This window comes from Streptomyces sp. NPDC002602, assembly GCF_042889445.1.
In the GTDB taxonomy this organism is placed as follows: domain Bacteria; phylum Actinomycetota; class Actinomycetes; order Streptomycetales; family Streptomycetaceae; genus Streptomyces.
Map to the genome: position 1 here is coordinate 202,939 of NZ_JBIAQX010000006.1, position 22,870 is coordinate 225,808.

Genomic DNA, 22,870 nt, shown 5'->3' on the forward strand with positions numbered 1-22,870 from the left:
TCGGATCAGGGGGTTCCGGGGGCTCGCGGGACCCCGTTCGAAGCCGTGGCCTCCTAGCATCGAGAGCAGGAAGTCACGGACGAGGAAGAGGTAGGGGACATGGACGGGATCCGAGCGATGTTCGAGGGCATGCCGTGGTGGGTCAAGTGGATCGCCGTTCCACTGCTGGCTCTGCTCGTCTTCGGCGGTGTGATCACCACCGTCCTCGGCACCCTGATCGCGCTCGTCTTCAAGCTGCTGCTCTTCGTCGCCCTGGTCGGCGGTCTGATCTTCGTGGTCAAGAAGTTCTCCGGTGCTGGTTCGAAGTCCTCCTCCCGGGACTGGTAGGACAATCCGCTCCGACCGCCACCGGGATTGAGCCAGCAGAGGGAACGTGACGCGTGAAACCGTCCATACCCCAGGAATCGGCGGATAGAGTGGCAATCTGTGCCGTTCCCGGGGCACCGAAAAGGCCGCTACTGCCGCTCTGACCGGCGGTTATGACGCATATCCGACACGTGTGACCCCCAGGATCACGGCATGTGCGGGGGTGGCCCCCGCAGAGTGGGCCCTCAAGGCCCGCGCCATGCCTGGGGGTGAGCTTTGTCTTCGGTTCCCAATTCCGCTGTGCCGACTCTGATCGGTTCGGTGCAGCGGGCGCTGAGACTGCTCGAAGCCGTGGCCTCCCACAGTGGGGGAGCTCCGGCGAAACAACTGGCGCGCGAGGCCGGGCTCCCGCTTCCCACCGCGTACCACCTGCTGCGCACCCTGACCCACGAGGGCTATTTGCGCAGGGAGGGCGGAGTTTTCGTCCTCGGCGACGCCGCGGGGCGGCTGGCCTTTGGGGGGCTTCAGCAGAAACGTCGCAGCATGATCCTCGATTCGCTCGCCCATTTCCGGGACGCCGTGGGGGCTCCCGTCTACTTCGCGGTTTTCCGCGAGGGTGAGATCGAGGTCGTGGGTGTCTCGGACACCCAGTCCAGCCCGGCGTGTGAGGAGTGGGCGGACTTCCGCGAGACGGGCCACGCTCACGCCATCGGTCAGTGCCTGTTGGGCCAGCTCGACGACAAGACGCGCAAGGACTACTACGAGCGGCACCCGGTCGAGCCCATCACCCCCTACACGGTGCGGGACATGCGCTCCCTGGAGCAGCGCATCGAATCCCAGGGGCGGATGCAGCCCGTCGTCGAGCGGCAGGAGTACTCCCTGGGCACGGTGTGCGCGGCCATCCCGATCACCGCGGGGGACACTGCCGCGACGATGGCCATTTCTCTCCCCCTGCACCAGGAAGGCGAGTTGCTCTATGTAGTCAATCGACTACGGAGTGAAGTAGGCGCGCTGTTGAGCACCCTGTCCTTCTCTATCAGTATCTGAAAACTCACTCCTTGTGATCTGCAACCGCTTCCACCACTCTTGTCAAGAGGCCTAGAGGGACCATTCCTGGCCACTTCCACGACAGCGGGGTAGGCAATGCGCGAGTCCGTACAGGCAGAGGTCATGATGAACTTCCTCGTTTCCGAGGAGCTTTCGTTCCGGATCCCGGTGGAGCTCCGGTACGACGCTCACGACCCATACGCGGTACGCCTGACCTTCCACCTCCCGGGAGACGCGCCTGTGACCTGGGCATTCGGCCGAGAACTGCTCCTCGACGGCATCAACAAGTCCTGTGGGGAAGGTGATGTGCACATCGCTCCCACCGAGCCTGAAGAGCTCTCGGATGTGCACATCCGTCTGCAGGTCGGAGGAGACCGGGCGCTGTTCCGCGCCGGTGCGGCGCCGCTCGTCGCGTTCCTCGACCGGACCGACCGGCTTGTTCCGCTCGGTCAGGAGCGCACTCTGAGTGACTTCGAGGAGAACCTCGACGAGGCGCTCGGCAAGATCCTGGACGAATCCCAGCAGAACGAGCGGAACGCGGGCTGAGCGACCGCCCCGTTCGTCGCGCTCACCACCCGCCGTCGCCCCGTCCGGTCCCGCCCCTACGCTCAGCGCTTGCGCCGCCGGCCCCGGCCACCACGTGCCGGACCCGCGGCCGGCGCGGTGTCCGGAGCGCCCGGGCGGTCGGCGGAGACCACCAACGCGGCCAGTGCCGTGGTGACCGGTACAGAGGCCACGAGCCCGATCGAGCCCACGAGGGTCCGTACGATCTCCTCCGCGACCAGCTCGCTGTTCGCGACCGAGCCCATGCTGCTGTTCGCGATCGAGAACAGCAGGAGCAAGGGCAGCGCGGCGCCCGCGTACGCCAACACCAGCGTGTTGACCACGGACGCGATGTGGTCGCGGCCGATCCGGATGCCCGCCCGGTACAGGGCTCGCGGGCCCATCTTCGGGTCGGCCTGGTGGAGTTCCCAGACGGCTGAGGTCTGGGTGACCGTCACGTCGTCGAGGACGCCCAGGGAACCGATGATCACGCCTGCGAGCAACAGGCCGCTCATGTCGATCTCCGGGTACAGACCGTGGATCAGACCGGTGTTGTCGTCGGTGTTCCCGCTGAGGAACGCCCATCCGATGAACCAGGATCCCAACAGGCCGATCAGCAGAAGCGAGACGAGCGTCCCGAGGACGGCGACCGAGGTGCGCGCGGTCAGCCCGTGGCACATGTAGAGGGCGATCAGCATGATCGCGCTGGCCCCGATCACCGCGACGAGCAGAGGGTTGGAACCCTGGAGGATCGCCGGGAGGATGAAGAGGGTCAGGACGGTGAAACTGACAGCGAGCGCGATCAGTGCGAACAGTCCACGCATTCGCCCGACGATGACGACCGCGATGGCGAAGATCCCGGCGAGCAGTGCCATCGGGAACTTCCGATTGAGGTCGATCACGGAGTACTGGAGGTCCCGGGGTGCGTCCGGGGCGTACGCGACCACCACCTCCTGACCGCTCGCCAACTGGCGCGGAGCGCCGGGCTGGACGATCTCGAAGAAGGTCCGGCCCTTGTCGGGGCCGCTGGTGACCTCGACGGTGGCCTTCTTGCACTCGCCGGTCTGCGCGGCCTGGGCCTCACGGCCTTCCGGGGTCGACGTGTCGCCCGTGGGGGGCACCTGCGAGGCGTTCACCGACTTGCAGTCGACCTGGGCCAGGGTGACGACCTTCCCCTGCTGGGTCTGGCGGTCGAACCCGACGCCGGTGCGCTCGTGGGCAGGGGCGCCCCCCGGCCAGAGGACCACCATGCCGATGAAGACCGCGGTGGCGAACGGGATCAGTACGGCCGCGATGACCTTGCGCAGGTGCTTGGAAACGGGAGCGGCCGGGCCGTGGCCATGGCTGTGGGAATGTCCGTGGGAGGGGCTTGGCACATGGCCGAGTGGGGCGTGTTCGTGACCGGTGTGACCGGTGTGCTCTGCGGGCTCGGTGGGGGGCTGCGGCGAGGTCGTCACCGGCCGATCATCGCAAGAGATGAGGGGGCCCACTGTTCAGCACGCCACAGATGACGCTAGCGTGGGGGCACCTTTGCACAACGCGGGAGCTCGGAGCACCGGGCTGAGAGGACGCTGATCACCGTACGCACGTCGTCACGACGTACGGGAAGAGGCTGCGTCGACCGCCGAACCTGTTACCGGGTAATGCCGGCGTAGGGAGATCAGGTCTCATGACCATTCAGGACGCACGCACGCCTGCCGTCAGCCAGGACGTCGACGGCCAGACCGAGCGCCAGCCCGGCTGGCACAAGGGATACCTGGCGGGCTCCCGCCCCGACATCCGGGTGCCGGTCCGCCAGGTCCACCTCACCAACGGAAAGGACGTGACGCTCTACGACACGTCCGGTCCGTACACCGATCCCCAGATCGAGACGGACGTCCGCCGGGGTCTTGCTCCGCTCCGCGAGAACTGGATCATCGGTCGCGGTGACACCGAGGAGTACTCGGGCCGTCCCGTGCGCCCCGAGGACGACGGCATCAAGCACACGTCCCCCCGCGGTGGTCTCAAGAACCTCGACGCGGTCTTCCCGGGTCGGCCCCGTCAGCCCCGCCGGGGCCGCGACGGCGCCGCCGTCACACAGCTCGCGTACGCCCGACGGGGCGAGATCACCCCGGAGATGGAGTACGTCGCGATCCGCGAGAACGTCTCCCCCGAGGTCGTCCGCGAGGAGATCGCGGCGGGTCGCGCGGTGCTTCCGGCGAATGTGAACCACCCGGAGATCGAGCCGATGATCATCGGTAAGCGCTTCCTGGTGAAGGTCAACGCCAACATCGGCAACTCGGCCGTCACCTCCTCCATCGAGGAGGAGGTGGACAAGATGACCTGGGCGACCAAGTGGGGCGCCGACACGGTCATGGACCTCTCCACCGGCCGCAACATCCACACCACGCGTGAGTGGGTGCTGCGCAACTCCCCCGTCCCGATCGGCACCGTGCCGCTGTACCAGGCGCTGGAGAAGGTCGACGGCCGTGCCGAGGACCTGACGTGGGAGATCTACAAGGACACGGTCATCGAGCAGGCCGAACAGGGCGTCGACTACATGACGGTGCACGCCGGCGTGCTGCTGCCGTACGTGCCGCTGACCGCCCGTCGCAAGACCGGCATCGTCTCGCGGGGTGGCTCGATCATGGCCGCGTGGTGCCTCGCGCACCACAAGGAGAACTTCCTCTACACGAACTTCGAGGAGCTCTGCGAGATCCTGGCGACGTACGACGTCACGTACTCGCTGGGCGACGGCCTGCGCCCCGGCTCCATCGCCGACGCGAACGACGCGGCGCAGTTCGCGGAGTTGAGGACGCTGGGCGAGCTGAACACCATCGCCAAGCGGCACAACGTCCAGACGATGATCGAGGGCCCGGGCCATGTCCCGATGCACAAGATCAAGGAGAACATCGACCTTCAGCAGGAGATCTGCGAGGAGGCGCCGTTCTACACGCTCGGGCCGCTGACCACCGACGTCGCTCCCGCGTACGACCACATCACCTCCGGCATCGGCGCGGCCATGATCGCCTGGTGGGGTACCGCGATGCTCTGCTACGTGACGCCCAAGGAGCACCTGGGTCTGCCCAACCGGGACGACGTGAAGACCGGTGTCATCACGTACAAGATCTCCGCACACGCGGCCGACCTGGCCAAGGGACACCCGGGCGCCCAGGAGTGGGACGACGCCCTGTCGGACGCCCGGTTCGAGTTCCGCTGGGAGGACCAGTTCAACCTGGCCCTCGACCCGGACACGGCCCGCGCATTCCACGACGAGACCCTCCCGGCTGAGCCGGCCAAGACCGCGCACTTCTGCTCCATGTGCGGTCCCAAGTTCTGCTCGATGAAGATCTCCCAGGACATCCGCCGTGAGCACGGTGGTGACCTGAAGGCGGACGAGATCCAGGCGGGCATGGCGGAGAAGTCAGCCGAGTTCGCCGCCTCGGGTAACCGCGTCTACCTGCCACTGGCGGACTGACGCAGGGCGCGGTGCCGCCGTTGTCCGGACCGGGGGGATCGGACAACGGCGGCACCTTCGCCCGTCGGTGGTGACACTCGCACCTCGAATCCCTTGCGTTCGAGTGTGCTTCAACTCCTAGAGTCCACCGCCATGACCATGCGATACAGGAATCTGGGCGGGACCGGCATCGAGGTGAGCGCGCACTGCCTCGGCACGATGATGTTCGGGGCCGTGGGGAACCCGGATCACGAGGAGTGCGTACGGATCATCCACGCCGCGCTCGACCGGGGGATCAACTTCGTCGACACCGCGGACATGTACTCCGCGGGCGAGTCGGAAGTGATCGTCGGCAAGGCGCTCAAGGGGCGCCGCGACGACGTCGTGCTCGCCACGAAGGTGCACTTCCAGATGGGGGAGGGACGCAACCGCAGCGGGAACTCGCGGCGGTGGATCGTCCGGGCCGTGGAGGACAGCCTCCGGAGGCTGGACACCGACTGGATCGACCTCTACCAGGTGCACCGGCCCGACCACGGCACCGACGTCGAGGAGACCCTGGCCGTACTCGGGGATCTGGTGCGGGCCGGCAAGATCCGGGCCTTCGGGTGCTCCACCTTCCCGGCCGAGGAACTCGTCGAGGCCCACCACGTCTCGGAGCGCCGAGCGCTGCCGCGGTTCCGTACGGAGCAACCCCCGTACTCGATCCTCGCGCGCGGCATCGAGGCCGACGTGCTTCCCGTGGCCCGGCGCCACGGGATGGGCGTCCTGACCTGGAGCCCACTCGCGTCCGGATTTCTGAGCGGCAGGTACCGGCTCGGTGGCCCGGTCGACCTGACGTCGGGGCGGGCGGCGCTGACTCCTGCCCGGTTCGATCCGGCGATTCCCGGCAACGTCACGAAGCTGGAAGCCGTCGAAAGGCTCGTCGAGTTGGCCGACGAGATCGGCTGTTCGCTACCGGAGCTCGCGGTCGCCTTCCCGGTGGCGCACCCGGCCGTCACCTCCGTGATCATCGGCCCACGCACCATGGAGCAGATGGAGTCGCTGGTCGACGGAGCGGGCCTGGTCCTCGACGACGCGGCGCTCGACCGGATCGACGAGATCGTTCCGCCGGGTCACAACCTCTACCGGCCCGACGGCGTCTGGCGCCCGCCGGCGCTGACGGAGGTCGCGCAGCGGCGGCGGACGCTTGAGGACCGCGCGGCGGGTTAGACGCCGGAGTCGTGTGATGTTTCACGTGAAACAGACCCGGATGTTTCACGTGAAACAGTCAGGTTTGTTTCACGTGAAACAGGCATCACGGAGCGGATCGGGGCGCGGGATACGGCGAACCCGCGGTTGACCTCGGTCTGTCGTCGGTAGGTCCCCGGCAGGTCGGGCATGGCGAGCAGTCGGTCGCAGGCGAGGAGAGAGCCGGCCACGTCGCCCACCCGGTACGAGGTGATCGAGTGCTCGAAGAGCAGACCCCACCGGTACACCCAGGGTTGGACGAACAACAGGTCGTCCGGAGCCGGCCGATCGAGGACGGCACCGGAGATGGAGTGCGCCCCGTGGTGGCGGCCTCGGAGGCGCAGCCTGGAAGCGAATTCGTAGCAGGCTTCCAGTCGCTCCGGCCGGGACTCCCAGGGTTCACGGCCGCTGACCCTGGGGACGGGCTCGCGGGGCCGTGGGACGGCACGCCGGGGAGCGGCCCGGGTGGACCCCGGGAGCACCGCCAAGTGGGCTCGCCTGATGGGCCGTTCCGCCCAACCTGGTCGGGCTCCGATCAGATCACTCCGGTTCGTTTTCCGGGCCTCCGAAGTCCGGGCTGGTGAAGTCCGGCGGCGAGTAGCCCGGCCGGGCGGCCCCGCCGGACGTGCCGGGACTCGTGAAGTCCGGTGCGGTGTAGCCGAGGTTGGGCATCCGGCTGGAGGGAAGTCGTCGTACGGGTGAACCCGGGCGCGTACTCGGATCGGCCAGCGCGTCCCGCAGGAACGGCATGATGCCCCGTTCCAGCAGGGCGTTGCGCCAGGCTTCCCGTGCGCGCGAGAGCTCGTCGGGTATCGACACGGTCTCCTCGGCCGCGACCTCGGTGGAACTGTTGCGGATCGCGGTCACCAACAGCCCGATCACCGCGAACAGCAGCGCGGCCACGGTGAGTGCGCCGAAGAGCCAACCCGCCGTCAGCATCGTTTGGGCGAAGGCTGGTTCGGGGTCGAGCATCTTGAGGCTGTAACCCACCAGCAGGAAGATCAGCATGGCGGTGCCCGCCAGGACCGGCGCCAGTACGGCCACGATGGCGCTCAGTCCCGCCCCGCCGTCCTGACCGGTGTACTGGTGCTCTCCGGCCCTTCCCGAGGCCGTCAGGGCCTCGTCGCGCAGGTCCTCGCGGACCTTCACGAAGTGGTCGTACTCGGCGGCGGCCGCCGCCGTCAGGATCGCGCTGGCGCCCATGGCCATGGTGCGCAACTGTTCGGCGTTCAGTCGTTCCCCCAGGGCGGCGAGTTCGGGCCGTTCGTTCGCTGTGCGCAGCGCCTCGTCGAGGAGCCGATCGAACTCCGGTCGGTCTTCGGTGAGCAGGTGCGGAGCGCTGGTCATGTGCATCCCCCGATGCTCCGTACAAGCCGGTATGCCCGCGTAGACCCGGGCGCCGGCACAAACGGAGGAGAGCCTGCTACGGATAGAGCGATGGTAGAGCGACCATGCCACGCCGTGACAGGGGCTTTCCGGAAATACCCCGCTCAGCGAACGCTCAGTCGCGCAGAGGCAGCTGGACGACCAGGAGTTTCCCGGCCATCGTGACACCGCCGTCCATCGCGATGGCCAGCCTGTCCGCGTACACGTGCGGGCCGTCCACGACCTCGGGGCCGCGCGGTTCGTCGCCGTCCTCGGTGCCCACCTCGCCGAGCAGGTACGGGATGGGGCTGTGACCGTGCACGACGCGGCCACCTCCGTAGGTGCTCAGCAGTTCCCGTACGGCCTGCGGACCGGTTTCCTCGTCACGGAAGGCGAAGCGCTTGGTGAACTTTCGGAAGAGGTCCCACGTGATGTCTGCGTCGTTGCGGTTGAGCAGCTCGTGGATGGTGTCGTTGACATCCTCGATGGAGCTGCCGTAGTCGAGGTAGGCGGTGGTGTCGGAATGCAGCAGCAGGTGCCCGTCCTCCAGCGTGGCCGCGTCGAGCCGCGACATCCACTGGAGGTGCACGTCCTCCAGCCGCTCCATGTCGGTGCGCTGGCCGCCGTTGAGCAGCCAGGCGGCCTGGAAGGTGGCGGTGCCGGCTCCGGAGTGGATCGGGGTGTCGCCGAAGCGCTTGGCGCCGATGAGCAGCAACTCGTGGTTTCCCATGAGGGCCTTGCAGTAGCCGCCCGCGGCGGCGGCCTCGGCGGAGAGCCGCATGACCAGGTCGATGACCCCGATGCCGTCGGGGCCCCGGTCGGTGAAGTCCCCGAGGAACCAGAGCCGGGCGTTGCCCGCGGACCACCGCCGGTCGGCGTCGATGAGGTTCTGGGCCTGGAGTTCGGTGACGAGCTCGTCCAGGTAGCCGTGCACGTCGCCCACGACGTACAGCGGGCCGGGCCCGGGCGCCGAGGTCTCCTGGGGTACGTAGTGGACCTGGACCGTGTCGCCGGGGCCGCCCTGTGCGCCCGGGCCGATGATGGGCAGGTCGCGCTGCGTGGGCGTGTAGCCCTCGGGGTCCTCGTCCTCGGCCGGCGCGGATGCGTCCGGCATGTCCGACCCGGCGGGTGCGAGGCCCGTGAACGCGCCGACGACTCGCTGGTGGGGCACGTGTTCGTGTTCGCCCTCCGGGCGCACCACGACGTGGCCCGTCGGGTGGGTGACGGGCTCCCTCCGGTACTCGGGCTGCCCGTGGCCGGGCGCGCCCTCGCCGTAGTACGCGGGGTACTCGCCGTACACCGGCTGCTCGCCGGGCAAGCCGACGGACGCCGCGTACGGGGCGGGTTCGGTGACCGGCACGCGGAAGTCTCGCAGCGTGTCCGTCCGCATCGCGGGTCCCTGACCGGCCCCCTGAGTCATCGACCCCTCCACCACCGTCGCGCTGCCGTACACCTGCGGACCCTCTGACCTCCGGGTCGGAGGGTCCGTGATGTCGTGCGCCCATCATAGGAATGCGGCTCGCGCTCTGTGACGCACCAGGGGTGGTGAATCCTGGCCAGAGCCGTCCTTCCTGCCACTTTCGACCGATATCTGTGTGGTTGAAATCTTTGGCGGGGCCGTCGGCCCCGCCGGTGTGGCGTCCGGCACCGCCGATTCGGTCGGTCGATCGGTCGGTCGAGCAGTCGGTCGAACGGTCAGTCCTGGGCCGGCGAGCGCGGCGGACTGACGGTCGTGCGGGGCTGCCTGCGCTGTGAGGAGGTACGGATGATCAGTTCGGTCGGGACGACCTGTTCGACGGGCCGGCCGGTGTCGACTCCCTCGATCGCGTCGATGAGCAACTGCACGACGGCCGTGCCGATGCGCCGCGGTTTCAAGGAGAGGGTGGTGATCGGTGGTTCGGTGTTCGCATACACGGTCGATTCGCTGCAGCACACGAGCAACAGGTCCTCGGGGACACGCAGCCCGTAGCGCCGGGCGGCGGCGAGCAGATCGGTGCCGTTCGGGTCGAAGAGCCCGTAGACGGCGTCGGGTCGGTCGGGTCGGGCGAGCAGCCGGTCGGCGGCGACCGCACCCGCGCACGGGTCGTGGGCGGGGTAGGACTCGTAGACGGGGTCTTGGCCGACGCGCTCGCACCAGTTGAGGTAGGCGGTGGTGGAGAGCCGCGTGTAGGTGTCGGTGGTGGTGCCGGTGAGCAGCCCGATCCGGCGGGCACCCGCGGCGGCGAGGTGGTCGAGCAGGTTGAGTACGGCCGCCTCGTGGTCGTTGTCGACCCAGGCGGTGACGGGGAGGGATCCGGCCGGTCGGCCGTCGGAGACCACGGGCAGGCCCTGGCGGACGAGCTCGCTGACCACGGGGTCGTGGTCGGAGGGGTCGATCACGACGGTGCCGTCGAGGGCCACGTTGGACCAGACGTCGTGTCGTGAGGTGGCGGGCAGGATGACGAGGGCGTAGCCGCGGGCGAGCGCGGCGGAGGTCGCCGCCCTCGCCATCTCCGCGAAGTACGCGAATTCGGTGAAGGTGAAAGGTTCATCCCCGTACGTGGTCACGGTCAGGCCGATGAGGCCCGACTTGCCCGTGCGGAGGGTTCGGGCGGCGGCGGACGGGCGGTAGCCCAGTCGGTCGGCGACCTCGCGAACGTGGCGTCGGGTGGCGTCGGGCAGCCGCCCCTTGCCATTGAGCGCGTCGGAGACGGTCGTGATGGAGACGCCCGCCGCTGCGGCCACGTCTCTGATGCCGGCCCGGCCCTGTCGGCCGCCGGTCCGCCGGGTGGTCTCGGTCCGGCTCACCTGATGCTTCCCTGCTGCTGTCATGGCGAGCCGATAGTAGGGCTCGTGGGGGCGGCTGGTCTGGGTGCATATGCACGCGTTGACAGGCACGTTTCTGCATGGTTCGCCACCCCCAATGACCTTGGAAAAGAAGGTTCTTGGTGGCTTGCAGCGAGAGTGGAGCTTGTCGGCGGGTACGGGCATGCCAAAACGGGGCGCTGTCCGGTCGGTCGCAACTCACCTGCACGGGGGATGCGCGCCACGGCGCAGGCCACCGGCGCGCGCATATATGCGCGCGCTCCCCCTGTGATCCTGGCGCCCGCCATTCTCGGATCGGCGGAATCCTCATAAGGTGTGCAGCATTGAGTCGACGGCGACGTCGACGGGACGGTCGAGGAGGACCTGCGGTGAGCGAGAAGAGCCCGAGGCTGCGCGCCGAGCTGGACGGCATCCCCACCTACAAGCCGGGCAAGCCCGCGGCCGCGGGTGGACCCGTCGCGTTCAAGTTGTCCTCGAACGAGAATCCGTACCCGCCGCTGCCCGGGGTCCTGGAGACGGCCGTCGCGGCGGCCGGTCGTTTCAACCGCTACCCGGACATGGCCTGCACGGGCCTGGTGAACGAGCTCGCGGAGCGGTTCGGGGTACCGGTCGAGCACATCGCGACGGGCACCGGCTCGGTCGGGGTGGCGCAGTCGCTGATCCAGTCGACGGCCGGTCCGGGCGACGAGGTCATCTACGCGTGGCGGTCCTTCGAGGCGTACCCGATCATCACGCAGATCTCGGGCGCCACGTCCGTGCAGGTGCCGCTGACCGACGGAGATGTGCACGACCTGGACGCGATGTACGCCGCGATCACCGAGCGGACCCGTCTGATTTTCGTCTGCAACCCCAACAACCCCACCGGTACCGCGGTGCGCCGGGCGGAGCTGGAGCGGTTCCTGGACCGGGTGCCCTCGGACATCCTGGTGGTGCTGGACGAGGCCTACCGCGAGTTCGTGCGTGACACGGACGTGCCGGACGGCATCGAGCTCTACCGTGACCGCCCCAACGTGTGCGTGCTGCGTACGTTCTCCAAGGCCTACGGGCTGGCCGGCCTGCGCGTCGGTTTCGCGGTGGCGCACGAGCCGGTCGCCGCGGCGCTGCGCAAGACGGCGGTTCCGTTCGGTGTCAGCCAGCTCGCACAGGACGCGGCGGTCGCCTCGCTGCGCGCCGAGGACGAGCTGATGGGCCGGGTCGGCGCGCTGGTGGGCGAGCGGGCGCGGGTGCACGCCACGCTGCTCGCGCAGGGCTGGACGGTGGTCCCGGAGACGCAGGCCAACTTCGTGTGGCTGCGGCTGGGCGAGCGGACCGCGGAGTTCGCGGCGGCCTGCGAGAAGGCCGGTGTGGTGGTCCGGCCCTTCGCGGGCGAGGGCCTGCGGGTCACGATCGGTGAGACCGAGGCGAACGACCTCTTCCTGCACGCGGCGGAGGCGTTCCTCAAGGAGCTGTAAGAGCTGAACGGCTGCATGGCTGTGCGGCCGCGGGGCTGTACGGGCTTTGCGGAGCGGTCGGCAGCCCGCGGGACTCGACTACGCGAGTTCCACGCGGATGGGGTCGCCGTCGCGGACGGTGGCCAACAGGCGGGGGTCGCCGTCGAACGAGCCGAGGACGTTGCACGGGCTCGCCAGGCGACTCTCGCCTTCGCGCGAGATGGGCGTGGGGCCGTAGGGCAGCGCGAGCGCGTCGCCGTCGGTCCAGAAGGCGACCGTGCCCGGGTCGACCACCTGTCGGGCGTCGTGTTCCAGGGCCACCGAGATCCCGGTGTCGAAGTAGACCTCCTCGCCCCAGGTGTTCGCGGAGGCGGAAATCGGGAGTGCCTCCGCCAGGGCCTTGCTGGTCGGGGTCTCTTCGAGCGTCGCGGTGAGCTGACCCGCAGGCCAGGAGATTCGAATCCTCATGGGGTGCATTCAACAATTTGTTGAAGGCGTTGACCAGAGGGGACCCCGCTCAAGCGTCCGAAAACCACGTGCGCCATAATGCTTGTGAATGTGAACGCGTTCACAAGCGTGCCTGCTTCATCCCGTTCTGAGCAGTGCACAACAGACAAACTGCGGCTGTGACCACGGCGACACGAAGGAGACGACGACGTGGACCAAGCTCTGGCGCCAGAGACCCTGGCGCGATGGCAGTTCGGCATCACCACCGTCTATCACTTCCTCTTCGTCCCCCTGACGATCTCGCTCGCCGCGCTGGTCGCGATCTTGCAGACCGCCTGGGTGCGGACCGAGAAGGAGAAGTACCTCAAGGCCACCAAGTTCTGGGGCAAGCTCTTCCTGATCAACATCGCGATGGGCGTCGTCACGGGCATCGTCCAGGAATTCCAGTTCGGCATGAACTGGTCCGACTACTCGCGGTTCGTCGGTGACGTCTTCGGGGCGCCGTTGGCCTTCGAGGCCCTCATCGCCTTCTTCTTCGAGTCCACGTTCATCGGCTTGTGGATCTTCGGGTGGGACAAGCTGCCGAAGAAGATCCACCTGGCCTGCATCTGGATGGTGTCGATCGGCACCATCCTCTCCGCGTACTTCATCCTCGCGGCCAATTCCTGGATGCAGCACCCGGTCGGCTACCGCATCAACGAGAAGACCGGGCGGGCGGAGCTCACCGACTTCCTGCTCGTGCTGACGCAGAACACCGCCCTGGCGCAGGTGTTCCACACCCTCACCGCCGCCCTGCTGACCGGGGGCGCGTTCATGGTGGGCATCGCCGCCTTCCACCTGCTGCGCAAGAAGCACATCCCGGTGATGCGCACCTCACTGCGGCTGGGCCTGATCGCCGTCGTGGTCGGCGGCCTGCTCACGGCGGTGAGCGGCGACACCCTCGCCAAGATCATGTACAAGCAGCAGCCGATGAAGATGGCGGCCGCCGAGGCGCTGTGGGACGGCGAGAAGGGCGCGCCCTTCTCGATCTTCGCCTACGGCGACGTCGACAAGGGCCACAACAAGGTCGCCGTAGAGGTGCCCGGCCTGTTGTCGTTCCTCGCGGACAACACCTTCGACTCCTACGTGCCCGGCATCAACGACGTGAACAAGGCCGAGCAGGAGAAGTACGGGCCCGGCGACTACCGGCCGGAGGTCCCCGTCGCGTACTGGGGCTTCCGCTGGATGATCGGGTTCGGCATGGCCTCCTTCACGATCGGGGCCATCGGCCTCTGGCTGACGCGCCGCAAGTTCATGCTGCCGTCGGCCCTGCGCACCGGCGAGGACGAACGGCCCCACCTGGTGCTCTTCCGGAAGGCACTGAGTCCCCGCTTCACCCGCCTGTACTGGCTCACCGCGATCTGGACGCTCGGCTTCCCGCTGATCGCCAACTCCTGGGGCTGGATCTTCACCGAGATGGGCCGCCAGCCGTGGGTGGTCTACGGAGTCCTGCGTACCCGTGACGCCGTCTCCCCCAGCGTCTCGCAGGGCGAGGTCATCACGTCGATGCTCGTCTTCACGGCCCTCTACGCGGTACTCGCCGTGATCGAGGTCAAGCTGCTCGTGAAGTACGTCAAGACGGGCCCGCCCGAACTGACGGAAGCCGACCTCAACCCGCCCACCAAGATCGGCGGGGACGACAAGAACTCCGACCGGCCGATGGCCTTCTCGTACTGAGGCTGAGGAGACCACACCATGCAACTTCAAGACGTCTGGTTCGTGCTCATCGCCGTCCTGTGGATCGGCTACTTCTTCCTGGAGGGCTTCGACTTCGGGATCGGCGTACTCACCAAGCTGCTCGCCCGTGACCGCACGGAGAAGCGGGTCCTGATCAACACGATCGGGCCCGTGTGGGACGGCAACGAGGTCTGGCTGCTCACCGCGGGCGGTGCCACTTTCGCCGCGTTCCCCGAGTGGTACGCGACGCTCTTCTCCGGCTTCTACCTGCCGCTGTTGATCATCCTGGTCTGCCTCATCGTCCGCGGCGTCGCCTTCGAGTACCGCCACAAGCGTCCCGAGGACAAGTGGCAGACCAACTGGGAACACGCGATCTTCTGGACCTCGCTGATTCCCGCGTTCCTGTGGGGCGTGGCCTTCGCCAACATCGTGCGCGGCGTGAAGATCGACGAGCACAAGGAGTACGTCGGTACCTTCCTCGACCTGCTCAACGGGTACTCGATCCTCGGCGGCCTGGTCACCCTCACCCTGTTCACCTTCCACGGCGCGGTGTTCGCCTCGCTCAAGACCGTCGGTGACATCCGGGACCGCTCGCGGAGCCTGGCGACCCGGCTGGGTGTGCTCACCGCGGTGCTGGCGCTGGTCTTCCTGACCTGGACCCAGGTCTCGCGGGGCGACGGCAAGAGCCTGATCGCCATGGCCGTCGCGGTCGTGGCGCTGCTCGCGGCGCTCGGCTTCAACCTGGCCGGCCGTGAGGGATGGTCGTTCGCCCTGTCGGGGGTCACCATCGCCTCCGCCGTCGCGATGCTCTTCCTGACGCTCTTCCCGAACGTCATGCCGTCCTCGTTGAACGACGCCTGGAGCCTCACCGTCGACAACGCCTCGTCCACCCCGTACACCCTGAAGATCATGACCTGGCTCGCGGTGGTGGCCACCCCGGTCGTCGTGCTCTACCAGGGCTGGACCTACTGGGTGTTCCGCAAGCGCATCGGTACGCAGCACATCGTTGACGCGCACTGAGCCGCTGACCGTCCCGGGCTCTTCGAGCCTGGGACAGCCCACGCCTGCCTGACCCTGCCGAGGGGATGTTTCACGTGAAACCGATCGACCCGCGTCTGCTCCGGTACGCCCGCTCCACCCGTCTCTTCCTGGGCGCGGTGGTGGCCCTCGGGCTGGTCGGGGCGGGGCTGGTCGTCGGCCAGGCGATGCTCATCGCCGAGATCGTGGTCGGTGCCTTCGAAAAGGGGCTGGACGGTGAGGCGCTCCGGACGCCACTGCTGCTGCTCGCGGCGGTGGCGCTGGGGCGCGGGCTGATCGCCTGGCTCACGGAGCTGGCCGCCCACCGGGCCAGTGCCGCGGTCAAGTCCGAACTACGGGGGCGACTGCTGGACCGGGCCGCCGACCTGGGGCCGGGATGGCTGAGCGGGCAACGCACGGGATCGCTGGTGGCGCTGGCCACCCGGGGCGTGGACGCCCTCGACGACTACTTCTCCCGCTACCTGCCGCAGCTGGGGCTCGCGATCGTAGTGCCGGTGGCGGTGCTCGCGCGGATCGTCACCGAGGACTGGGTGTCGGCGGCCATCATCGTCGTCACCCTGCCCCTGATCCCGTTGTTCATGATCCTCATCGGCATGGCCACCCAGTCCCGGATGGACCGCCAGTGGCGGCTGCTCTCACGGCTCTCGGGGCATTTCCTGGACGTGGTGGAAGGGCTTGCGACCCTGAAGGTCTTCGGTCGGGCCAAGGCCCAGGCCGAGTCGATCCGCAAGATCACCGACGACTACCGTCAGGCCACGATGCGGACGTTGCGCATCGCCTTCCTCTCCTCCTTCGCCCTGGAACTCCTCGCCACGCTGTCGGTGGCGCTGGTGGCCGTGACCATCGGCATGCGGCTCGTGCACGGGGACCTCGACCTGTACACCGGACTCGTCATCCTGATCCTGGCCCCGGAGGCCTACCTGCCGCTGCGCCAGGTGGGGGCGCAGTACCACGCGGCGGCCGAGGGGCTGGCGGCCGCCGAGGAGATCTTCGAGGTGCTGGAGACCCCCGTCGCGCGGGGCGGCGGTTCGGTGGTCCCGCCGGCCGGCACCCCGCTTCGTATCGCGCTGGACGGTGTGGCCGTCCGGTACGAGGGCCGGGGCGAGGACTCGCCCGGACCGGTGTCGCTGGTGGTCGAACCGGGCGAGTGCGTGGCCCTCACCGGGCCGAGCGGCGCGGGCAAGTCCACACTGCTGCAGGTACTGCTGGGATTCGTGGAGCCGACCGCCGGGCGGGTGTCGGTCGCGGGCGTGGACCTGGCCGACCTGGCGCCCGAGCAGTGGCGGGAGCGGATCGCGTGGGTGCCGCAGCGGCCGCACCTGTTCGCGGGGACCATCGCGGAGAACGTGCGAATGGCCCGGCCGGACGCGTCCGACGACGCCGTCGCCGAGGCGCTCGCGGACGCCGGGGCCCGGGAGTTCGTGAGCGCGCTGCCTCGTGGCGCGGACACGGTACTCGGCGAGGGCGGGGTGGGGCTGTCCGCCGGCCAGCGCCAACGCCTGGCGCTGGCCCGGGCCTTCCTGGCGGACCGGCCCGTACTGCTGCTGGACGAGCCGACCGCCGCGTTGGACGGGGAGACCGAGGCCGCTGTCGTCGAGGCCGTACGAAAGCTCGCGGTCGGGCGGACCGTCCTGCTGGTGGTGCACCGGCCGGCGCTGCTGGCCGTCGCGGACCGTGTCGTGGCCGTGGGGGCGGGCCCGGCGGGCCCCTCCCCCATGGCGGACGCGCACCCGCTCGCAGGGATCCCGCGGGAAGCGGGACCGGGTCGGGACACGGAACCGGCGGATCCCGGGGAGTGGATCCTCGGCGTCGCGTCAGAGGGCGCCGCGAAGCAAGCGGGTACCGACGCGGGCGGGCGCGATCCGCTCCGACGGGTCCGCGAGGTGGCCGCGGCCTGGCAGGGGCGGTTCCGGCTCGGGCTGCTGCTCGGCGCGCTGGCCGTCGGGTGCGGTGTCGGCCTGATGGCCGTCTCCGGATGGCTGATCTCGCGGGCCTCGGAGCAGCCACCGGTCCTCTACTTGATGATGGCGGTCACGGCCACCCGTGCCTTCGGCATCGGGCGTGCCGTCTTCCGCTACGCCGAACGGCTCGTGTCGCACGACGCCGTCCTGCGGATGCTCGCCGATCTGCGGGTCTCGGTGTTCCGGCGGCTGGAGCGGATCGCCCCGGCGGGCTTGCGCGAACAGCGGCGCGGGGATCTCCTGTCCCGGCTGGTGGCCGACGCGGACGCCCTGCAGGACTACTGGTTGCGCTGGCTCCTTCCCGTCGGCACGGCCGTGCTCGTCGGCACCGGCTCGGTGGCCTTCACCGCCTGGCTGCTGCCGGAAGCCGGGGCCGCGCTGGCCGTCGGCCTGCTCGCGGCCGGTGTCGGGGTGCCCCTGGTCAGCGGCGCCGTCGCCCGCCGCGCCGAACGCCGGCTGGCGCCCGCCCGAGGGCGGCTCGCCACCCGGGTGACCGACCTGCTGACCGGTACCGCCGAGCTGACGGTCGCCGGTGCGTTGGAGGGGCGGAAGGCCGCCGTGCGCGCGAGCGACCGGGGGCTGACCGACATCGCCTCGCGGGGCGCGGCCGCGACCGGGCTCGGCGGTGGACTGTCCGCCCTGGTGTGCGGCCTGACCGTGGTGGTCGCCGCCCTCTTCGGCGCGAACGCCGTGGTCGACGGCCGGTTGTCCGGGGTGACGATGGCGGTGGTCGTGCTGACTCCGTTGGCCGCCTTCGAGGCCGTCACCGGACTTCCGCTCGCGGTGCAGTACCGGCAGCGGGTGCGCCGCAGTGCCGAGCGGGTCTACGAGGTCATCGACGCGCCGGCTCCGGTCGCCGAACCGGACCGGCCGCACGCGATGCCCGTCTCGCCCTTCCCTCTGCGCGTGACGGGGCTCACCGCCCGGCACCCCGGCCAGGAGCGGGACGCGCTGGAGGGGCTCGACCTGACGTTGGAGGCCGGCCGACGTGTCGCGGTCGTCGGACCGTCGGGCTCGGGCAAGACCACGCTGGCACAGGTCCTGCTGAGGTTCCTGGACCAGAGCCAGGGTTCGTACACCCTGGGCGGGGTCGACGCGCGCTCGCTCGACAGCGACGACGTGAGGCGGATCGTCGGTCTGTGTGCCCAGGACGCCCACATCTTCGACAGCTCGGTACGGGAGAACCTGCGCCTGGCCCGCACCGACGCGACCGAGGCGCAGCTGAGGCGGGCACTCGCCGCGGCCCGGCTGCTGGAGTGGGCCGACGGGCTTCCGGACGGCCTGGACACCCTCGTCGGCGAGCACGGGGAGCGGATCTCCGGCGGTCAGCGCCAACGGCTGGCCCTGGCCCGGGCGCTGCTCGCGGACTTCCCCGTCCTGGTCCTGGACGAGCCGGCCGAGCACCTCGACCTGGCGACCGCGGACGCGCTGACCGCGGACCTGTTGGCGGCCACCGAGGGCCGGACCACGGTGCTGATCACACACCGGCTGGCCGGCCTGGAGGCGGTGGACGAGGTGCTCGTCCTGGACCGGGGCGCGGTCGTACAGCGTGGCGGGTACGAGGAGCTGGCCGTCGTCGAGGGGCCACTGCGTCGGCTCCTGGAGCGGGAACGGGAGGCGGACGCACTGCCGGCCGGGAACCGCAGGCCGACTTTCCCCAATAAAGGGGACTAACTAGGCTCAAGGACATGTCAGTGCAGGAGTCTCAGGAACCACCGGAACCATCACGGGGAACACCGGACCCGCTGGAGGCCACCCCCCAGGCCGCCAGGAGTCTGCAGGGCCTTTCCACCGAGCTCACCGCCCGGGTGCCGCAACTGCTGGAGGCCATGCGCTCGGTCGGTACGGGCCTTGAACTGCACTCCACCCTCGACCGCATCTGCGAGACGGTCGCCGAACTGGCGGACGCCCGCTACGCGGCGATCGGCGTCGTCGACACCGAGGGCCGAGGGCTCTCGGACTTCGTCACCTTCGGCATCGACGCCGAGACGGCACGGAAGATCGGCCATCGTCCGGACGGGAAGCGGGGCCTGCTCGGCGCGCTCATCTCCCACCCGGACACCGTGCGGCTCGCCGATCTCACGAAGGATCCCCGGTCGTCGGGCTTCCCGGACCATCACCCGCCCATGAAGACCTTCCTCGGTGTCCCGATCCGGGTGCAAGGCGAGATCTTCGGCAATCTGTACCTCGCCGAGAAGAACGGCGGCGGCGAGTTCAACGACTACGACGTGCACATGGTCCGTGTGCTGGCCACCGAGGCGGGCATCGCCATCGGCAACGCCCGGCTGTACGAGGCCGCCACCCAGCGCGAGCGGTGGATCGACGGCTCGGTGGCCGTCACCACTGCCCTGTTGTCCGGCGGAGACGCGGACGACGCCCTCGCGGTGGTGGCCGAGCAGGCCCGCCGGTTGGCCGACTCGGCGGCCGGGATCGTGCTGCTGCCGGCCGAGGACGGCGGGATGGAGATCGTCGCCGTGTCCGCCGAGAACCCGGCGACCTCGCTGGGAGCGGTCATCCCCGCCGAGAGCCCGGTGGTGGACAAGCTGCTGCGGGGCGAACCCGTCTTCGTGGACGACGCCGCCTCCGACCCTCGCATGATCAGCAAGCTGACCAGCCAGTACGGGCCCTGCATGATGCTGCCGCTGCACAGTGGCGGACGGGTGCTCGGGGCCCTGGTCACCCCGCGGGCGCGTGGCAAGCGACCCTTCACCGAGTCCGAGCGGACCCTGGCGACCCAGTTCGCCTCCCAGGCCGCCCTCGCGTTGATGATGGCCGAGGCCCAGCGTGACCGGGAGCGGCTCGCGGTGTTCGAGGACCGCGACCGCATCGCCCGTGATCTGCACGACCTGGTGATCCAGCGACTGTTCGCCACCGGAATGATGTTGGAGGGCGCGCAGCGCCGGTCCGTCGTCCCGGAGGTCAGCGACGGGGTCGGGAAGGCCGTGGACGAACTGGACGTCACGATCCAGGAGATCCGCACCGCGATCTTCGCCCTCCAGCAGGGCCCGGCGGAAGCCCCTTCGGGATTGCGCACCCGGGTACTGCGAGAGATCAACATGGCCGCCGTCCCCCTCGGCTTCAAGCCCGCGCACCGTTTCCTCGGACCGATCGACGCGGTCGTGGGGGAACTGGTCGGCAAGAACCTGATCGCGGCGCTCCGCGAGGCACTGTCGAACGCGTTCCGGCACGCCGAGGCGTCCCGGATCGAAGTGGTCCTGGACTCCACCATCCACCTGACCGACGGCCGGCCCGGGGTCCGGTTGGAGGTGGCTGACGACGGGGTGGGCATCGCCGAGGGCGGCCGCCGCAGCGGGCTGCGGAACCTGCGCCGTCGAGCCGAATCGCTGGGTGGGTCGAGCTCGTACGGCCCGGGGATCGGCGAGGACGGCGGCGGGACCACCCTGGTCTGGGAGGCCCCGCTCTGAGCGTCCGAGGCCGGTCCCGCTGTCCCGCCGGCGGCGTTGGCCCGGCCGCTTCCGGCCCGGCCGCTCCCGGTCCGACCGCTCCCGACCGGGCCGCTCCCGGTTCGGCTGCTCTTGGTACGGCTCCTACGCGGTGTGTTCGGCCAGGATGCGCTCGATGACGAGGGCGACCCCGTCTTCGTTGTTGGCGACCGTGCGGCCGGACGCGGCCGCGATCACGTCAGGATGGGCGTTTCCCATGGCGTACGAGGTGCCTGCCCAGCTGAGCATTTCCACGTCGTTCGGCATGTCCCCGAAGGCGACCACCTCGGCGGGGGAGATCCCGCGCTCGGCACAACACAGGGCCAGGGTGCTGGCCTTGGAGACTCCGAGTCCGCTGATCTCCAGCAGGGCGGTCGGGCTGGAGCGGGTGATCGACGCGTGCCCGCCGGCGACGGAACGTGCCAGGAGCAGGAACTCGTCGGGTGCCAGCTCGGCATGGTGCGCGAGCAGCTTCAGCACGGGTTCCGCGCTGTCGTCGTACTCCTCGTGCAGCAGCTTCTCGACGGTGGCCACCGTGGCACCCGGGTCCTGGAAGAACGGCGGGTAAGCCGGCTCGTAATTGATCCCGGTGGTGCGCTCCACGGCGAAGGTCGTACCGGGAGCTGCGGTCCGCAGGGCGTCCACGACCGTGAGCGCGGTGGCCCGAGGGAGCGCCCGGACCTGTACGAACTCGGGGCCGGCGTGGAGGTCGACCACGGCCGCGCCGTTCGCGCAGATCGCCAGACCATGGCCGTGGACATGGTCACTGACCACACCCATCCAGCGGGCCGGGCGTCCGGTCACGAAGAAGACCTCGATCCCGGCCTCCTCGGCGGCGGCGAGTGCGGCGACGGTGCGGGGCGAGACGGACTTGTCGTCGCGCAGCAGGGTGCCGTCGAGGTCGGTGGCGATGAGCCGGGGAGAGGAGGTTGGCCCGTCCGGGCGCTGGGGAGCCGAGGTCACGGTTCCATCTTCGCCCATGGGCCCATGGCACTGGACCAAGATCGGCCGGCCTGCCGCGTGGATTCCCGCAGCTTTGAGGGTGTTCCCGCGCGTTCCGGGGCGATGTTTCACGTGAAACCGAGTCCAGCCGGAGGCGGAGGCGGCGAATGTTTCACGTGAAACACGCGGGCACCGCCTTACGCTCGCCTGTATGAGTTTGCGTCTGAGCACTGTGATTCTCCCCGTCCGACCGTGGCACGAAGGAGGCCGCGACCAGTGGTCGAGGGCCGAAGAGCTCGGGTTCCACACCGCGTACACCTACGACCACCTCACCTGGCGGACCTTCCGTGACGGCCCCTGGTACGGCGCGGTTCCCACGCTGACCGCGGCGGCCTGCGCCACCGAGCGGATCCGGCTGGGCACGCTCGTCACCTCGCCGAACTTCCGACACCCGGTGACCCTGGCCAAGGACCTCATGTCCCTGGACGACATCTCCGGCGGCCGTGTCACCCTCGGCATCGGCGCGGGCGGCAACGGCTTCGACGCGACCGCCCTGGGTCAGGAATCCTGGACCCCGCGAGAGAGGGCCGACCGCTTCGCCGAGTTCGTACCGCTCCTGGACCGGCTGCTGACCGAGGACGCGGTCACCGAGGACGGCACCTTCTACTCCGCCGTGGAGGCCCGCAACATCCCCGGATGCGTCCAGCGGCCGCGGTTGCCGTTCGCGGTCGCGGCGACCGGGCCCCGCGGCATGAAGGTCGTGGCGCGACACGGCCAGGCCTGGGTGACGGCGGGCGATCCCAAGGTCTTCGAGGGGACTCCCGAGCAGTCGCTGGAGGCCCTGCGCGGGCAGCTCGGCAAGCTCGAGAAGGCCTGTGTGGAGATCGAGCGCGACTTCGGGGCGATGGAGAAGGTCCTGCTGACGGGCTTCACCCCGGAGCGCAACACGCTGCTGGGGTCCGTGGACGCGTTCGTCGACTTCGCCGGCCGCCATCAAGAGCTCGGCTTCACCGAACTGGTCGTCCACGCGCCCATTCCGAACTCCGACTTCGCCGCCGACGAGGCCGTGTTCGAACGCATCGCCGGCGAGGCCCTGGCCCAACTCGAACGCTGAGGCCCCGGCCGGTCCCGGACACGGGAGCCGTCCCCGCCCCGCCGCGATGA

At 69.4% G+C, this 22,870-nt stretch carries 17 protein-coding genes and 1 riboswitch; of the genes, 11 read left to right on the forward strand and 6 right to left on the reverse strand.

Annotated features, from left to right (window positions below; translation table 11 throughout):
- Window positions 1–99: 99 nt before the first annotated feature.
- From ACFYW3_RS19260 to ACFYW3_RS19270, 3 genes are all read left to right on the forward strand, one after another.
- Window positions 100–327: a DUF5326 family protein gene (locus ACFYW3_RS19260; protein ID WP_389386845.1), complete on the forward strand. Its 228-nt coding sequence runs from the start codon at window positions 100–102 to the stop codon at window positions 325–327.
- Window positions 328–615: 288 nt separating this feature from the next.
- Window positions 616–1,353 carry an IclR family transcriptional regulator gene (locus ACFYW3_RS19265; RefSeq protein WP_389386910.1) on the forward strand — a complete coding sequence of 246 codons (738 nt, stop codon included), beginning with the start codon at window positions 616–618 and terminating at the stop codon, window positions 1,351–1,353.
- Between the two features lie 96 nt (window positions 1,354–1,449).
- Window positions 1,450–1,899: an SsgA family sporulation/cell division regulator gene (locus ACFYW3_RS19270; protein WP_351749853.1), complete on the forward strand. Its 450-nt coding sequence runs from the start codon at window positions 1,450–1,452 to the stop codon at window positions 1,897–1,899.
- 62 nt (window positions 1,900–1,961) lie between these two features.
- Here ACFYW3_RS19270 and ACFYW3_RS19275 read toward each other — a convergent pair whose 3' ends face one another.
- Window positions 1,962–3,353, reverse strand: coding sequence for a YibE/F family protein (locus ACFYW3_RS19275; protein ID WP_389386846.1), 1,392 nt, complete (start codon window positions 3,351–3,353; stop codon window positions 1,962–1,964).
- Window positions 3,354–3,425: 72 nt separating this feature from the next.
- Window positions 3,426–3,571, forward strand: a riboswitch (TPP riboswitch).
- On the opposite strand from ACFYW3_RS19275, the gene thiC reads away from it, so the two are divergent.
- Both thiC and ACFYW3_RS19285 read left to right on the forward strand, forming a co-directional pair.
- A complete protein-coding gene (gene thiC, locus ACFYW3_RS19280; RefSeq protein ID WP_351749857.1) occupies window positions 3,566–5,353 on the forward strand; it encodes a phosphomethylpyrimidine synthase ThiC in 1,788 nt (595 codons plus the stop codon). Its footprint overlaps the riboswitch before it by 6 nt.
- 138 nt (window positions 5,354–5,491) lie before the next feature.
- Window positions 5,492–6,541, forward strand: a complete 1,050-nt coding sequence (locus ACFYW3_RS19285; protein ID WP_389386911.1) for an aldo/keto reductase — start codon at window positions 5,492–5,494, stop codon at window positions 6,539–6,541.
- A 558-nt stretch (window positions 6,542–7,099) separates the two neighbouring features.
- On the opposite strand, the gene ACFYW3_RS19290 is transcribed toward ACFYW3_RS19285, so the two are convergent.
- From ACFYW3_RS19290 to ACFYW3_RS19300, 3 genes are all read right to left on the reverse strand, one after another.
- Complete coding sequence (locus ACFYW3_RS19290) at window positions 7,100–7,912, reverse strand: hypothetical protein (protein WP_351749861.1); 813 nt, start codon at window positions 7,910–7,912, stop codon at window positions 7,100–7,102.
- Between the two features lie 148 nt (window positions 7,913–8,060).
- Entirely contained in the window at window positions 8,061–9,344 is a 1,284-nt protein-coding gene (locus tag ACFYW3_RS19295) for a metallophosphoesterase (RefSeq protein WP_389386847.1), read from the reverse strand.
- Window positions 9,345–9,619: 275 nt separating this feature from the next.
- On the reverse strand, window positions 9,620–10,735 hold the full coding sequence (locus tag ACFYW3_RS19300) for a LacI family DNA-binding transcriptional regulator (protein ID WP_053684018.1): 1,116 nt from the start codon (window positions 10,733–10,735) through the stop codon (window positions 9,620–9,622).
- A 362-nt stretch (window positions 10,736–11,097) separates the two neighbouring features.
- Between ACFYW3_RS19300 and hisC the strand changes: the two genes are divergently transcribed.
- On the forward strand, window positions 11,098–12,180 hold the full coding sequence (gene hisC / locus ACFYW3_RS19305; protein WP_053684020.1) for a histidinol-phosphate transaminase: 1,083 nt from the start codon (window positions 11,098–11,100) through the stop codon (window positions 12,178–12,180).
- Between the two features lie 78 nt (window positions 12,181–12,258).
- On the opposite strand, the gene ACFYW3_RS19310 is transcribed toward hisC, so the two are convergent.
- On the reverse strand, window positions 12,259–12,627 hold the full coding sequence (locus tag ACFYW3_RS19310; protein ID WP_351749865.1) for a cyclophilin-like fold protein: 369 nt from the start codon (window positions 12,625–12,627) through the stop codon (window positions 12,259–12,261).
- Between the two features lie 189 nt (window positions 12,628–12,816).
- Between ACFYW3_RS19310 and ACFYW3_RS19315 the strand changes: the two genes are divergently transcribed.
- From ACFYW3_RS19315 to ACFYW3_RS19330, 4 genes are all read left to right on the forward strand, one after another.
- Window positions 12,817–14,322: a cytochrome ubiquinol oxidase subunit I gene (locus ACFYW3_RS19315; protein ID WP_389386848.1), complete on the forward strand. Its 1,506-nt coding sequence runs from the start codon at window positions 12,817–12,819 to the stop codon at window positions 14,320–14,322.
- 18 nt (window positions 14,323–14,340) lie between these two features.
- Complete coding sequence (cydB, locus tag ACFYW3_RS19320; protein ID WP_351749869.1) at window positions 14,341–15,342, forward strand: cytochrome d ubiquinol oxidase subunit II; 1,002 nt, start codon at window positions 14,341–14,343, stop codon at window positions 15,340–15,342.
- A gap of 65 nt (window positions 15,343–15,407) precedes the next feature.
- Window positions 15,408–18,995, forward strand: a complete 3,588-nt coding sequence (gene cydD / locus ACFYW3_RS19325; protein WP_389386849.1) for a thiol reductant ABC exporter subunit CydD — start codon at window positions 15,408–15,410, stop codon at window positions 18,993–18,995.
- A gap of 14 nt (window positions 18,996–19,009) precedes the next feature.
- The gene (locus ACFYW3_RS19330) at window positions 19,010–20,746 is read left to right on the forward strand and encodes a GAF domain-containing protein (protein WP_351749873.1); all 1,737 of its coding nucleotides are present in this window, start codon (window positions 19,010–19,012) and stop codon (window positions 20,744–20,746) included.
- Between the two features lie 123 nt (window positions 20,747–20,869).
- Here ACFYW3_RS19330 and ACFYW3_RS19335 read toward each other — a convergent pair whose 3' ends face one another.
- The gene (locus tag ACFYW3_RS19335; RefSeq protein ID WP_351749875.1) at window positions 20,870–21,745 is read right to left on the reverse strand and encodes a Cof-type HAD-IIB family hydrolase; all 876 of its coding nucleotides are present in this window, start codon (window positions 21,743–21,745) and stop codon (window positions 20,870–20,872) included.
- Between the two features lie 172 nt (window positions 21,746–21,917).
- On the opposite strand from ACFYW3_RS19335, the gene ACFYW3_RS19340 reads away from it, so the two are divergent.
- Window positions 21,918–22,820, forward strand: a complete 903-nt coding sequence (locus ACFYW3_RS19340; protein ID WP_351749876.1) for an LLM class flavin-dependent oxidoreductase — start codon at window positions 21,918–21,920, stop codon at window positions 22,818–22,820.
- Window positions 22,821–22,870: the final 50 nt, after the last annotated feature.

Coding starts and splice junctions, on each gene's coding strand:
- ACFYW3_RS19260 (WP_389386845.1), top strand. CDS start 100: ATGGACGGGATCCGAGCGATGTTCGAGGGCATGCCGTGGTGGGTCAAG.
- ACFYW3_RS19270 (WP_351749853.1), top strand. CDS start 1,450: ATGCGCGAGTCCGTACAGGCAGAGGTCATGATGAACTTCCTCGTTTCC.
- thiC (WP_351749857.1), top strand. CDS start 3,566: ATGACCATTCAGGACGCACGCACGCCTGCCGTCAGCCAGGACGTCGAC.
- ACFYW3_RS19285 (WP_389386911.1), top strand. CDS start 5,492: ATGCGATACAGGAATCTGGGCGGGACCGGCATCGAGGTGAGCGCGCAC.
- ACFYW3_RS19290 (WP_351749861.1), bottom strand. CDS start 7,912: ATGCACATGACCAGCGCTCCGCACCTGCTCACCGAAGACCGACCGGAG.
- ACFYW3_RS19295 (WP_389386847.1), bottom strand. CDS start 9,344: ATGACTCAGGGGGCCGGTCAGGGACCCGCGATGCGGACGGACACGCTG.
- ACFYW3_RS19300 (WP_053684018.1), bottom strand. CDS start 10,735: ATGACAGCAGCAGGGAAGCATCAGGTGAGCCGGACCGAGACCACCCGG.
- ACFYW3_RS19310 (WP_351749865.1), bottom strand. CDS start 12,627: ATGAGGATTCGAATCTCCTGGCCTGCGGGTCAGCTCACCGCGACGCTC.
- cydB (WP_351749869.1), top strand. CDS start 14,341: ATGCAACTTCAAGACGTCTGGTTCGTGCTCATCGCCGTCCTGTGGATC.
- cydD (WP_389386849.1), top strand. CDS start 15,408: ATGTTTCACGTGAAACCGATCGACCCGCGTCTGCTCCGGTACGCCCGC.
- ACFYW3_RS19330 (WP_351749873.1), top strand. CDS start 19,010: ATGTCAGTGCAGGAGTCTCAGGAACCACCGGAACCATCACGGGGAACA.
- ACFYW3_RS19335 (WP_351749875.1), bottom strand. CDS start 21,745: ATGGGCGAAGATGGAACCGTGACCTCGGCTCCCCAGCGCCCGGACGGG.
- ACFYW3_RS19340 (WP_351749876.1), top strand. CDS start 21,918: ATGAGTTTGCGTCTGAGCACTGTGATTCTCCCCGTCCGACCGTGGCAC.